The sequence below is a fragment of the Paraburkholderia panacisoli genome (assembly GCF_008369935.1).
GTDB classification, from domain to species: domain Bacteria; phylum Pseudomonadota; class Gammaproteobacteria; order Burkholderiales; family Burkholderiaceae; genus Paraburkholderia; species Paraburkholderia panacisoli.
Map to the genome: position 1 here is coordinate 420,438 of NZ_VTUZ01000003.1, position 13,214 is coordinate 433,651.

At 63.2% G+C, this 13,214-nt stretch carries 11 protein-coding genes and 2 pseudogenes; 12 read left to right on the forward strand and 1 reads right to left on the reverse strand.

The window, feature by feature from the left end; all coding sequences use genetic code 11:
- Positions 1-76: 76 nt before the first annotated feature.
- Positions 77-960: pseudogene (locus FVF58_RS06695) on the forward strand (pseudouridine-5'-phosphate glycosidase).
- Positions 961-1,201: 241 nt separating this feature from the next.
- Here the strand turns inward: FVF58_RS06695 and FVF58_RS06700 are convergent.
- Positions 1,202-1,768 carry a LacI family DNA-binding transcriptional regulator gene (locus FVF58_RS06700; RefSeq protein ID WP_149669084.1) on the reverse strand — a complete coding sequence of 189 codons (567 nt, stop codon included), beginning with the start codon at positions 1,766-1,768 and terminating at the stop codon, positions 1,202-1,204.
- Between FVF58_RS06700 and FVF58_RS06705 the strand changes: the two are divergent.
- The 11 genes and pseudogenes from FVF58_RS06705 to FVF58_RS06755 form a co-directional block, all read left to right on the forward strand.
- Positions 1,768-2,352: pseudogene (locus FVF58_RS06705) on the forward strand (extracellular solute-binding protein); the annotation flags it as partial. The gene FVF58_RS06700 and the pseudogene FVF58_RS06705 overlap by 1 nt on opposite strands.
- A 16-nt stretch (positions 2,353-2,368) precedes the next feature.
- On the forward strand, positions 2,369-3,316 hold the full coding sequence (locus tag FVF58_RS06710; RefSeq protein ID WP_149669085.1) for a carbohydrate ABC transporter permease: 948 nt from the start codon (positions 2,369-2,371) through the stop codon (positions 3,314-3,316).
- Positions 3,317-3,330: 14 nt separating this feature from the next.
- On the forward strand, positions 3,331-4,182 hold the full coding sequence (locus FVF58_RS06715; RefSeq protein WP_149669086.1) for a carbohydrate ABC transporter permease: 852 nt from the start codon (positions 3,331-3,333) through the stop codon (positions 4,180-4,182).
- Positions 4,183-4,267: 85 nt separating this feature from the next.
- On the forward strand, positions 4,268-6,277 hold the full coding sequence (locus FVF58_RS06720; protein WP_149669087.1) for a beta-galactosidase: 2,010 nt from the start codon (positions 4,268-4,270) through the stop codon (positions 6,275-6,277).
- 710 nt (positions 6,278-6,987) lie between these two features.
- On the forward strand, positions 6,988-7,866 hold the full coding sequence (locus FVF58_RS06725; protein WP_149669088.1) for a PAAR-like domain-containing protein: 879 nt from the start codon (positions 6,988-6,990) through the stop codon (positions 7,864-7,866).
- A gap of 24 nt (positions 7,867-7,890) precedes the next feature.
- Positions 7,891-8,328, forward strand: a complete 438-nt coding sequence (locus FVF58_RS06730) for a hypothetical protein (protein ID WP_149669089.1) — start codon at positions 7,891-7,893, stop codon at positions 8,326-8,328.
- Positions 8,328-8,825, forward strand: a complete 498-nt coding sequence (locus FVF58_RS06735) for a hypothetical protein (protein WP_149669090.1) — start codon at positions 8,328-8,330, stop codon at positions 8,823-8,825. The genes FVF58_RS06730 and FVF58_RS06735 overlap by 1 nt, the downstream gene beginning before the upstream one ends.
- A 3-nt stretch (positions 8,826-8,828) precedes the next feature.
- The gene (locus tag FVF58_RS06740) at positions 8,829-9,935 is read left to right on the forward strand and encodes a DUF2169 family type VI secretion system accessory protein (RefSeq protein ID WP_149669091.1); all 1,107 of its coding nucleotides are present in this window, start codon (positions 8,829-8,831) and stop codon (positions 9,933-9,935) included.
- Positions 9,932-10,984: a hypothetical protein gene (locus tag FVF58_RS06745; RefSeq protein WP_149669092.1), complete on the forward strand. Its 1,053-nt coding sequence runs from the start codon at positions 9,932-9,934 to the stop codon at positions 10,982-10,984. The genes FVF58_RS06740 and FVF58_RS06745 overlap by 4 nt, the downstream gene beginning before the upstream one ends.
- On the forward strand, positions 10,981-12,249 hold the full coding sequence (locus FVF58_RS06750; RefSeq protein ID WP_149669093.1) for a TIGR02270 family protein: 1,269 nt from the start codon (positions 10,981-10,983) through the stop codon (positions 12,247-12,249). The genes FVF58_RS06745 and FVF58_RS06750 overlap by 4 nt, the downstream gene beginning before the upstream one ends.
- A 271-nt stretch (positions 12,250-12,520) precedes the next feature.
- Complete coding sequence (locus tag FVF58_RS06755) at positions 12,521-13,009, forward strand: SRPBCC family protein (RefSeq protein ID WP_149669161.1); 489 nt, start codon at positions 12,521-12,523, stop codon at positions 13,007-13,009.
- Positions 13,010-13,214: the final 205 nt, after the last annotated feature.

Consider the following 13,214-nt stretch of genomic DNA (forward strand, 5'->3'; position numbering starts at 1 on the left):
TCGTGTTTGCACAGGGAGCCGTGGCCCCGCCTTGCGCTGGCATACTTAAGCGAATCACATCGCCGGGAACATCGACATGACTGCCGACCTTGCGCACTCTCGGTGGACCTGCGGCGCGCCTTTAGCCGCTGCGCATGCCGCCGGCCGCCCGCTGGTGGCGCTGGAATCGACCATCATTGCCCACGGCATACCTTGTCCGGAGAACATTCGCACTGCGCGCGAAGTGGAGGCCTTGATACCTGACCTGGGCGCCGAGCCCGCAATTTTCGCGCTGATCGGTGGGCGAATCCACGTCGGCCTCTTGGACGACGATCTGGAACTGATCGGCCGCTCGGACCAGGTGCACAGGGTCAGCCGTCGCGACTTGCCGGCCGTGCTGGCCGGCGGGCTCGGCGCTACGACAGTGGCTGGCACGATGAATTGTGCCGCCCTGGCCGGCGTCGAAGTCTTCATTACCAGAGGCATTGGCGGCGTGCACCGGGGCGCGCCGGAACACCTTCGACATTTCGGCCGACCTGCAGGAACTGGCGAGGACCTCCGTGGCGGTGGTCTGTGCCGGTGCTCAGTTGCGAGCAGGACAATTTCGCTGCGTTTTACACGCGCGACAGCGGCCTTCGCGCGGACTTCAGGCTGGACGACGCAGCGCAGCAGGCTCGCTTCATCCGCACGAAGTGGGACCTGGGCCTCGTGGGTGGTGTGGCATTGAGCGCTCCGGTGCCGCAAGCGGCAGCGATGTGGTCGGAAGAGATCGACGCGCCGACGGAGCAGGCGCTTGCCGAGGCCGCGGCTGAAGGAATCACCGGTAAAGCCGTGACACCCTTCCTGCTGGCTCGCATCAAGGCACTGACGGGTGGACGCAGCCTGACGACAAACATCGCGCTCGTGAAACACAATGCCGAAGTGGGGGCAAGACTGGCGCTGGCGTTGGCGCACGCCGGGAGCAGGGCAGACGCGGCGTAGCCACCGGGCATCCGCTCCCCATCAGGCTTCGCGTCAGCTTCCAACGTCCGCTCCTGGCGTGCGCCGCGCAACGGTGGCGCTTTCCAGCGTGCCTGTCCCGCCGGCAACCGTGAGCCGGCGACAGTCAAAGTCCGAGCGACGGCGAGCGGCCTCGTTGTTTTATCATCGGACCGGACTCGGCCCAAGAGCGGACCCTACGCCGAACTAACCGAGAGTCCGCTTTGCGACGCGTCGCGCACGCCTAGTTGCCTATACTCGCCGGTGCTGCTGTTGAGCCGCGAATAACGAGCTTCGGCGCCGAAGTATGGATGACAGTTGTCTCTGTCGCGCGCCCGTTCATGAGATCGATAAGTAAGCCGATGCCTTTCTCCGCCAACTCGGCGGTGGGAATGGCAACGGTTGTCAATCCGGGCCGCGATTGTCTGGCAGGAACGATGTCGGTGATACTCACTACCGACAAATCATGCGGCACCGAGTACCCAAGGTCCGAGGCGGCGTTCAACACGCCCAAGGCGGGGAGATCATTGGACACAAAGATTGCCGTCAAATCAGGTCGAGCAGACAGCAAGTCCGTCGCGGCCCGATACCCGTCGTCGAATGAGTCTTCCGTGAAACGCTCGTCAGATGCCAAACGACGAATCTTCGTTTCGCGCATCACTTCTTGATACCCCGCGTAACGAGCGCTGTGAATTCCATTCTTTCGACTGCCAATGATTGCACCAATACGCCGATGCCCCAACTCGACAAGATGCCTGACCGCAAGTTTTGCGGCGCCCTTGGAGTCGAACGTTACGCACGGGATATGCACGCGTGAAGAACGTGTATCTGGCCTGGAAGACGCTGATCGACAACAAGTACTTCATCGAAAATCCGCTGTCGTACAGCCTCGACTCGGTGCAGCCGCTCTACATTCAAGGCCAGGCTGCGATGATGCTCATGGGCACGTTCCTGTCGCCTGGCTTGCCTCCGGCGACAAAATCTCAGACTGGTTTCTTCAAATTCCCGACAGTGGACCCAAAGGTGACGCCGGCGGAAGATGGTTCCGCCGAATGTCTGAACATCCCGATGCGAGCAGCAAGCAAGGCCGATGCGCGGAAGTTCCTTGTGTTCATGGGGCAACCTGATAACGACGCAGCGCTCGCCAAGGGAGTGGGCACCTTGCCCGCCAACAACAAGGCGGCCATGCCCGATGACCCAATCGCCAAGATCGGCTTTCAGATCCTGTCACAGACGACAGGTGGTGTCGCTCAGTTTTACGACCGCGACATGACCAAGGAAATGGCCGACGAGGGCATGAAGGGGATGCAGCGATTCATCAGCGATCCGTCGAAGCTCGACGCTATTCTTGGCGACCTCGAAAAGATGCGCAGGCGCGTCTACAGCAAGTCGTGATCACACGAGAGTTCAGATGGCCACAGCCGAAACGAGAGAGTCGGTGAGCCAAGGCTCGCCAACGGATCAGCACCGCCACATCCGCCGCTCGTCAGAGTCACGGCGGTCGGCACCCCTTGCCCGGCAGCGCAAACGAGCTGCTTTGCTGTTTCTGCTACCCGCGTGCACGATGTTCTGTATCTATGTGATCTATCCGATCATCAGCAGCATCGTGCTCAGCTTTTTCAACTGGGACGGAATGAGCGACAAGGTGTTCGTCGGACTGGCGAACTACAGCGAGTTGCTTCATACCGACACGTTCTATGTTGCCTTGAAGAACAATCTCTTGTGGCTCGTCCTATTTCTGCTCGCCCCGCCAATCGGACTGGCGTTTGCACTGTATCTGAACCAGAGTGTGACGGGCATGCGGTTGATCAAGTCGCTGTTCTTTTCTCCATTCGTGCTGTCAGGCGTCGTGGTCGGTCTCGTCTTCAGCTGGTTTTACGATCCGGCGTTCGGTCTGTTGAAGCTCATTGTTGGGCACGGCATTCCGGTGCTTGGTGACGAGCGTTACGCCCCTTTCGGTGTGATCGCCGCAGCGCTTTGGCCGCAGATCCCGTTCTGCATGCTGCTCTACCTCACCAACCTCACGAGCATCAACCCCGAGATCATCGAAGCGGGAAGGATGGAGGGCGCAACGGGCTGGTCGCTACTCTGGCACGTTGTGCTCCCTCAACTGCGCCCGGCAACTTTTCTATCTGTCGTGCTCACCATCATCGGTGCGCTCCGAAGCTTCGACCTGATTGCCGTGATGACAGGCGGAGGCCCGTTCGACAGTTCAACAGTGTTGGCCTATTTCATGTACGACCAGGCCATCAAGTATTTCAGGTTTGGTTATTCGGCGGCCATTGCAGTCGTGTTGTTCTTGATCATGCTGGTCTTCATCGTGTACCAGCTACGCCGGCTCCTTCACGCCGACCGATAACAGAGGAATCGCACATGTATCCCACTCCGGTGAGCCGTTGGAGCCCGATGAGCCGCAAGGTCTACAAAACCTCGCTGCCGATCGCGCTTGTAATCTGGTTGCTGCCACTGATTGCGGTCTTCGTCACGTCGGTTCGTTCGACGGACGATCTGACCAACGGCAACTATTGGGGGTGGCCTGAAAGGGTTGCGCTGGTGGAGAACTACCGCACGGTACTCTTCAGTTCCCCCATGCTTCACTATTTCCTGAACAGTTGGCTCATCACGGTGCCTTCAGTCGTCGGATCCATTGCACTGGCTGCAATGGCTGGATTTGCGCTGGCGACGTATCCGTTCAAGGGCAATAACAGCATTTTGGGTATCTTCGTGGCCGGTAACTTTGTTCCGATCCAGGTGCTCATGATCCCCGTGCGTCAATTGACGCTTCAACTTGGATTGTTCAACACACTCGAAGGACTGATCCTTTTCCACATTTCGTTCCAAACCGGGTTTTGCACGTTGTTCCTGCGAAACTTCATCAAAGAACTCCCGTATGAGCTCGTTGAAGCAGCGCGGATCGAAGGTGCCACCGAGTGGCAATTGTTTTACCGGATCATCCTGCCGTTGATCGCGCCCGCCCTCGCGGCGCTTGCCATCCTCGTGTTCACATTTGTTTGGAATGACTATTTCTGGGCACTTTGCTTGACACAGGGCGATGACGCGGCCCCCATCACGGTCGGGGTAGCAGCGCTCAAGGGGCAGTGGACGACCGCCTGGAATCTCGTGTCGGCGGGTTCGCTCCTCGCAGCCCTTCCGTCCGTCGTCATCTTCTTCGCGATGCAAAAGCACTTTATCGCCGGTTTGACATTCGGCGCAACGAAGGGCTGAGCGAATACCTATCGTCGATGGGATGCGGGCGCCGATCTCGCAGGGCGCGACGTGTCCCTAACATTTGACAAAAAGGAATCTGTCCATGAATGTCGGCGTCGATTACTATCCCGAGCATTGGGATGTTTCGTTGTGGGAGCAAGATGCCAGGCAGATGCAGGACGCCGGTATCACCCTTGTTCGCCTGGCTGAATTCGCGTGGTCGCGGCTTGAACCGACGGAGGGTAACTTCGATTTCGAATGGCTCGACCAGGCGATTGCCGTGTTGGCGCGGCATGGAATAGAAGTGGTGATTGGAACTCCGACCGCAACGCCACCGGTCTGGTTGACTCACAACTATCCGGACGTTCTGCCTGTCGATAACAAAGGCAACGCGATTTTCGCTGGCGTGCGACTTCACCGTTGCTACAACAGCCCGTCGCTTCGCAAGTTCGGTGAGCGCATCATCGAGCAGATCACGCGGCGTGATGCGTCGCATCCGGCCGTCATCGGTTGGCAAACCGACAATGAATTGGCGGCGAACGATTGCCACTGCGAAAACTGCACGCGTTTGTTCCGTGGCTGGCTGCAGAAAAAGTATGAATCGTTGGAGACCCTGAATCACGAATGGGGCACCGTCGTCTGGAGCGGGGAATACAGCGACTGGGAACAGGTGAAGACACCACTTGGCGGTTCACCGCATCTCAATCCTTCATTCTTGCTCGACTTCCGGCGGTTCTCATCCAACGCGGTCGCCGACTTCAATCGATTCCAGGCGGCACTGATCCGAAAAAATAGTTCGGGCAAGTTCGTGACGCACAATCTGTGGGGATATCCCGTCACCGCTGACTACTATGACATGTTTGACAGCATGGACTTTGCGTCTGTCGACTATTACCCCGCGACCGACTTCCTGGACGACTCGAAGTCGAAGATGTACCACGGCGCATTGACTCTCGATCTCGCGCGTGGCGTAAAGCGTCAGAACTTCTGGGTAATGGAGCAACTTAGCGGGACGCCAGGCTGTTGGTACCCCATGTCTCGCACGCCGTTCCCGGGCATGATCCGCGCGTATGCATGGCAAAGCGTTTCGCGCGGCGCTGATGCGATTGTCCAGTTTCGTTGGCGCTCGGCGCGTATCGGTGCGGAGCAGTTCTGGCACGGACTTTTGGACCACCACGGGCAGCCCGGCCGCCGTTTCGAAGAGTTTGTTCAGTTTAGCCGGGAAGCCAGGAAGCTCGCTCCGCTGCTTGAGGACACAACGCTCAAGCACGACGTAGCCATGCTTTTCTCACACGAGCAGCTAAACGCTTTCCAGATCCAGCCGCAGGCTGATGGTTTCGACTACCTCGGCAACTTCAAACGGTTCCATTCGGCGTTTCTGCGAATGGGTGTTGGCGTGGACGTCATTAACTGGAGGGAAGACTTCCGCGGCTACAAGCTTGTTGTCGCGCCGATGCTGTATTTGATCGATGACGCCATAGCGGGGAAACTCAAGGGATATGTCGAGAACGGCGGCACCCTCGTACTGACGACACGATCCGGCGTCAAGAACATGAACAATGTTTGCTTGCCTGACCGGCTCCCAAATCTATTAACCGATCTCGCTGGCGTGTATGTCGATGAATACGATCCTGTTGGCAAGGATGTGCAGAACCTGATTCTCGCCACTGGCGAGGGGCTCGCAAGCAGCCAGTGGTGCGACCTCCTGACTCCTCTCACAGCAGAAACGTTGGCGACGTACGCAAGCGAATATTTCGCGGGCGAAGCGGCTGTGACTCGAAACGCCTTTGGTCACGGCGCTGTGTACTACATCGGCACGGTCCTCGACGAGAGGGGGAGTCAGGTGCTGATGAAGCGCGTCGCCGGTGACGCGGGCATCGACTGCGAGCTTGAGCTTCCTGATGGTGTGGAAGTCGCGATCAGGAGTTCAGAGGAGAGGCGGGTTGTCTTCGTGCTGAACCTTTCCAGGGAGCCGAAAGAAGTCTCGCTACCAGCCCGCAACTACGTGAGCGCGCTTTCGGATCGTCGCATTCTTGGTGAGAGCTTAAAGCTCGAGCCGGGGGGCGTGGAAATACTTGTTGAGGTGAACTCCACGGTGACCGCGAGCGCTTAACTGATGCCCCGGTTTCGCTATATGTCGACTGACAAGCGATCGCCAGGGGTCCCGGCCGCGGCGCACGGCCGGCCGGGACGGCAACGTGTCAGCATCTTCCGATGCTCGAGATCCAGGTGCTGTGAATGTGACACTTGCGGACCGTGACTTATTTGGGACGCGACGAATAGCGCGCATTGCGGTGTGCAAACGATTCTGTCGTTCAACCATTATCTTCTCGCCAACATCGGTACGACTTTTTCCGGCCGCGTTAATACTTAAAAGCTGTCGTCTCTCGGAGTCGCGTGGCGGGCGACGCTCGCTTCTTCGTCGCGGTCTGAGTGGCTGCTTTTTAGCGGACGTTCGCGCGTGCCCGGTAGCGGATCAATGCAAGGGCTCGGTTGTCGCTCGTGTGTCGCACTCTTGTGACGTCGATCCAGATTTGCGTGGAGTGGAACGCGGACGGGGTGCCGGCGATCGCGGTCGATGAAGTGCTCCATGCGCCGCCGCTCGTGTTCGCGCTGTTGAAGCGGTCGGCTGTCGGGAATCGGCACCGGCGTCCCGGATGGGTGCCGTGCGCAACGGTTGATGCGATGGTTTACTGCCGGCCATGACGTGCGTCGCCGCTTGCGCGATCGTCGAACCGAACCGCCCTCATTAAAACCGCCGTCGCCTGGTTCGTCTTCAAGACGTGCGCGTCGCTCGACGCGCGGCCGGTAGAGAGAAGCGGGATGAGTTGCACGGTCTTCGCGGAGGGCATGGGGTTCTTTCATCGCGGCAGCGGCGGCAAGGGCGTCGCGCCCGGCGATGTCTGCCTGTCTCCGCCGCCGCCGCCGGGTGTGCCCGCGCCCGTGCCCTACGTGAACATGCTTCAGGCAAGCGACCTCACCAAAGGCAGCAAGTCGGTGATGATCGACGGCGAACCGACCGCGCTCGAAGACACCTCGGAAATCTCGACCAGCACCGGCAACGAAGCAGGCACGCAGGGCGGCGGCGTCGTCACGCACAAGACGAAGGGCGTGGGCTCGTTCAAGTCGTGGTGCCGGTCGGTGCTGGTCGAGGGCAAGGGCGTCGCCTGCCACGGCGACATGATGATCCAGAACACCGCGTGCGATCCGCCGAACTGCGTCGATGCGGCGGCGGTCACGCGCTTTCGCAAGGCGCTCGGCAAGAAGGCGGACAAGCCGTGTCCGCCGTATGACCGCGACACTCACTCGCCGGACATCACCGCCGCTCAGGAGAAGAAAGTCAAAAACAAAAAGTGTTGGGAATGCAGCCGGCAGTTCCGCGCGGGCGAAACGCCGCTCACCGTCAATCCCCAGAACCCGAGCCAATGGGGCGGCTGGCTGCGTAGCCAGAACGAGTACGTGTCGCGGCGCGGCGGCGCCTACAAAGACAAGGACCAGACGGAGATGACGCCGGATCATCAGCCGCCGTTGTGCGTCGCCTGGGCGATGGGCGGGTGTCATCTGCGGCCGCAGCCGCCGCCCAAGGGTTTCAAAAAAAAGATGTCGCAATCGAGCATGGTCAAGCCGCATTGCCGGCGGCACTCGAACTCGCAAGGCTCGCAGGCGCGGGCTTATGCGGGGCGGATCGTCAGCCGCCGATGAATCCACCGAACACGCGGAGACGCGATGAACGACGCCTACAGGCAGCTTCAGCAGAACTATATCGACGCGATGCGTGCGGTAACGCCGGACATCATCGCCTGGTGGGAAGCGCACTGTCCGTACCGCTGGACGGAGCCGGTGCCCGCCGCCGCGATGGCGCCGTTCCATCGCCGCTGGCCGGCGGGGCCGGCAGGACATCCGCGCATCATTGCGATCTTTCGTCAGTATTTCTTCGCCGTCGACGATCTCAATGACGAGTACGCGGCGGCGAACGCAGCCGACGCGGACGGCGAGGATGAGGATGTCTGGGGCGAGGACGTCCCGCCGCCCGACATCGCGTATGTCCGGCCGGCCGATCTGCTCATCGACGATCTGGCCAATGCCGCGCCCGACCTGTACGAGATCATGCAGGGTTTCGTGTTCGTGCCGATAGGATCCGATCCGGAAGGAGGGATGTGCTGATGCCGCTCGAAACGCTCCACAACGTCGACGACGCGATTCAGGCCCTGCTGGATGCGCCCCAGGACATCGAAGGCGGCACGCCGCTGCCTGAAGGGCGCGGCATGGCCGCGTCGGGCAGTGCGAATCCGAAACTGCGCAAGATGTTCGAAACCTATCGGGAGGGATTTCAATTCCTTTACCCGACGGCCGACCAGTGGTGGCGCGACTGCGTCGCCGCGCGCGAGCGCCCCGGCCGCACGCATGAGGAAGCCATCCGTGAGGCGTTCGAGGTGCGCGTCGCCGGGCCGGCCTCGGCGCCCGAATTCGTCTGGTTCGTGCGTTTCTTCTGGTTCGCCTGCGACGACATCAACAAGTCGCTGCCGCTCAAGCAGCGCGTTGCGCCGGAAATAGTGCTACTGAAATGGCTCGCCGACGCGGGCGAACGGGACGCCGTGACGCTGCTCACGTCCATGCCGTACTGGCCGATCGGCCTCGACGAGCAGGGTGAATGGTGCTGAACCATGTTCGACGTCGCGCTTGAGAACCGCACGCCGTTCGAGGCGGCGACCCACGTCCAGGTCGACGGCGATGGCCAGGAGGTGCTGGTCGCGGTACTTTCGGCGAGCTTCGCCGCGCTTGACTATGCGCCGGACGGCGATGGTTCAGGTCTCGCGCTCGGCCTCGCGCCCGAACAGGCGCCCGTCGCGTTCGAGGACGTGCCGTCGGGCGAGCCGGGGCGCTCCAGCACGCGTCTGGAGGCGGACATTGCGCCGCACAAGCCGCGCGTCGATGTCGTCGTGCGCGGATGCGCGCATGCGCCGGGCGGCCGTCCCGCCGATGAGGTGATGGTCGGCCTTTGCGTCGCCGATATCCGCAAGACGCTGCGCGTGAGCGGCGATCGCGCGCTCCTTGCGCACTGCGAGGGCACGCCGGCGCCGTTCTTGCGCATGCCGGTCGTGTACGAGCGCGCATTCGGCGGCACGCTTGCGGACGGCGACGTGTATCTGGAGAACCCGGTCGGCGTCGGCTACCGCAACGCGGCGTCGGGTGACGCGTCGGTCGCGAGCCGCTTGCCGAACATCGAATACCCCGACCGCCCGACGCGCGGCAGCGGCGATCACTTCACGCCGGCGGGCTTCGGCATCGTCGCGCGCCACTGGATGCCGCGCGCGCGGCTTGCCGGAACCTACGACCAGCATTGGATCGACGAGGTCTGGCCGCTGGCGCCCGCCGACTTCGATCCGCTTTTCAACCAGATCGCGCCGCCCGACCAGCAGACGGCGGCGCTCGCGGGCGGCGAGACCGTCGAGCTGCGCAATCTCACCGCATCCGGGCTGTGGCGCTTTCGCTTGCCGCGTCTGGACGTGCCCGCGCGGCTCGTCTTCGACGATCGCGTGGAAGACCGCGCGCTTCGCATCGATACGGTCCTCATCGACGCAGACGCGCGGACGGTCACGCTGAAGGCGCGGCTCGCGGTGACGGCGGTGCGCAATGCGCCGCGGCTGCGCGCGCTGGTGTTCGGACATGTGTCGGCGGGATGGCTCGCGGCGCGGCAGCGCGGCAAACGTTATCTCGACTCGCACGGCGGCGACGGCACGCTGGCCGGCCGGCCGGCGTTTCGTCCATGAGCGCGTGCGTTTACATGATCGGCGGCGGCGCGGTGACGCCAGTCGGACTCGATGCGCCGCAAACCTGCGCAGGCATCCGTGCGCGTGCGGTGCGCATCGAGGAAGTGCTGCGCACGGCGCCGTTCGGAAAGCCGCAGGCGGTCGCGCGCGTGCCCGCGCACTGGACCTTGCGGCGCACGCCCGTCGGTTGGCTCGTCAATCTGGCGGCGCGCTCGGTCGCGGAAATCGCGGCGCGGCATGCGCTCGATGCGCGGCGCACGGTGCTCGTCGCGATTCCGCCGGAGCCGTTTCGCCAGGCTGCATTCGACGATCCCGCCGCGTTCGCGACCTTCGGCGCGGCGATTGCCGCCCGCAGCCGGCTGGCGTTTCGCGACGTGAGGCAGGTTGCGCAGGGCGGCGCGGCGTCGACGATCGCGGGATTGCGGGAAGCGGCGGCGTTACTCGCCGGTGACGGCATCGAGCACGTGCTCGTCGGCGGTGCGGATTCCTATGTGATCGACAGAGAATACGACCGTCTCGACGCCGCGGGGCGGCTACGCACGGAAGGCACGGCGCAGGGCCTCACGCCGGGAGAGGGCGCGGCCTTCGTCCTGCTCGCGCGCGAGCGGCCCGGCGCCGCCGCAACCTCGCTCGAAATCCTCGGCACCGGCGACGCGCAGGAAGCACAGTCAGCCACGTCGAGCGGCTATTCGCAGGGGCGCGCGCTCGTCGCCGCGTTGCGCGCGGCGGCGTCGGCGGCGGGTCTTGCGGAAGCGTCCATCGACTGGGTCGTCTCGAACGGCAACGGCGAGCGCTATGCGTCGTGGGAAGCGCTGCTGGCGCGGGCGCGGTATTACCGGACGCGGCGCGAGCGGCTGATCGTGCATTACCCGGCGTTGTCCGTCGGCGAGATCGGCGCGGCGAGCGGCGCGCTCGCGCTGCTGATGAGCGCGCACGGTTTCGCGCGCGGTTACCGGGCGGGCAGCATCGCGATGATCGAGCTCGCGTCGGAAGGTGCGGGGCGCGCGGCGTGCGTCGTGCGCGCGGTGCGTCGGCGGGACGGATCATGAGCGAAGTCATCGACGATCTCGTGAGCCGCTACGCCGAGGACGCCGCGTTTCTCTGGCTGCTGCGGCGCCGCGCGGCCGACGCGCCCGATTACGCGCTCGCCGATCTCGCTGAAGTCGACGAGCGTGTCGCCGCGCATCTCGAAGCGTTGCAGGTGTCGGGCGCCGCCGCGTGGCATCACTGCGCGGAAGAACTCGCGAACGGAACGCATGGCGCGGCGTTCGTGGCGGCCGTGCTCGCGCTCGACGCCTGCGACGCGCCGCGGCTCGAAACGGTCCTCGTCGCTGTGGAAGAGGCACCGGACAAGGTCGGCAGCGTCGTGTCGGCATTCGGCTGGGTCGATCCGTGTTGTCTTCGCTCGGTGGTCGCGGACATGCTCACGTCGCGCTCGGCGGTTCGCCAGGAAATCGCGCTCGCCGCCTGCGCGATGCACGGCCGGGACCCGGGGCTGGCGTCAGGCTGGCTCGCGGCGGGGTCGCCGGCCGTGCGCGCGCGGGCGTTGCGCGTGGCGGGGCAGCTCGGCAAGACTGGCTGTCTCGCGGATGCACGCGCCGCGCTGGCGCATCCGGGCCTCGCATCCGCTGCCGATCCCGAGTGCCGCTTCTGGGCTGCCTGGTCGGCGGTCCTGCTCGGCGCGCGCGGCGTGGAGGTGGACGCGCTGTTCGATGCGGCGCTCGTGCTGGAATCGCGCCGGTCGCGCGGACTGACGCTCGCGTTGCAGGCGATGGGCCCGAAGCACGGCACCGAGGCGCTGAAGCGTCTGCCTGCCGACACGCGGCATAAGCGCACGCTCGTCGAGGCAAGCGGCCTCATCGGATTGCCGGACAACGTGCCGTGGATGATCGCCCACATGCGCGATGCGCGGTTCGCCCGCGTCGCCGGCGAGGCATTCAGCCTCGTGACCGGCGTGGACCTCGTCCAATCGAAGCTACAAGGCGCGTGTCCGGCGGACTTCTCATCGGGTCCGAACGACGATCCCAGCGATGACGACGTCGCCATGGACCGCGACGACGGCCTGCCTTGGCCGCATGAGGAGCGCATCGAACGATGGTGGCACGACAACGGCGGACGCTTTCGCCGGGGAACGCGCTACTTCATGGGCGCGCCGGTCGCGCGCGAGCAATGTCTCGCGGTTCTCGGCGAAGGCACGCAGCGTCAGCGCGCGCTGGCGGCGAACTATCTCTGTCTGCTCGCGCCGGGCACGCCGCTGTTCGATACGCGGGCGTGTGCGCGCCTTCAGCAGAAAGCACTCGCGGCACGACGGTGAGGCTGTGTGAAAGGGCGATTCGCTCGATAGGATTTTGCCCGGATAGCAATCGCATCCCCTGGCGCAAGTAAGTCAGGCAGAAGTAGGCCGGGTTTGGGCGAAGCTCCCGGCCGTCGGCACGCGTACAGACCGGTTGCCTCCGTCCTACGTTCTGGTGCAGATAGGCTCGACGAGGTATCGAGAGGTGGAAGCGCGGTCTTGTTTCGCCAGTGATGGCAAGCACAGTGAGCATCTGACAAAATCTCTAGAAAATACGAAGAACGGAGGCAGCTTGCGGACGGTCGAATACCGCTTTTCCACCATTTGGCGTATCGATGCGCCCGTGCAGGAAGTTTGGGCGGCAATCCAGGATTCGGCGCGCTGGCCCGAGTGGTGGAATAACGTCGAGCGCGTGGACCAGCTAGAGGCAGGTTCCGATCAGGGCGTGGGCGTCGTACAACGCTATACGTGGAAAGGCTGGTTGCCCTATCGCCTCGTGTTCGATATGCGGGTGACGCGCGTCGACCCGTTGGTCGCGCTGGAAGGGGAAGCCAGTGGCGACGTCGAAGGGGCCGGTCGGTGGAGCTTTTCGACCGTCGGACGCAACCTGACCGTGGTCCGCTATGACTGGTGCGTGCATACCAACCGCGCATGGATGAACGCATTGGCGCCGTTGTTGCGACCGGTTTTCCAGTGGAACCATGATGCAGTGATGCGCGAAGGCGGCGCGGCGCTAGCGCGGCGGCTGGACGCACGGCTGCTCGGCATCGAGCATGGATGAAGCCGGCGCGGCGATGGATTGGACGCTCTGCAACGTTTCCCTTTACCTCGGTGGTATCGCCTGGCATCGAGGTAGATGATGTGCTTGAGATGGTGGAGCACACTGGCGTTTGAAGCCGGGCGTCGTCGGCTGAGATGAACCATCGGTCGCTGTCCGGCCAGGAAGAATTACTCGCTTGCCGTGTCGATGCGACGTTCAGACGTCG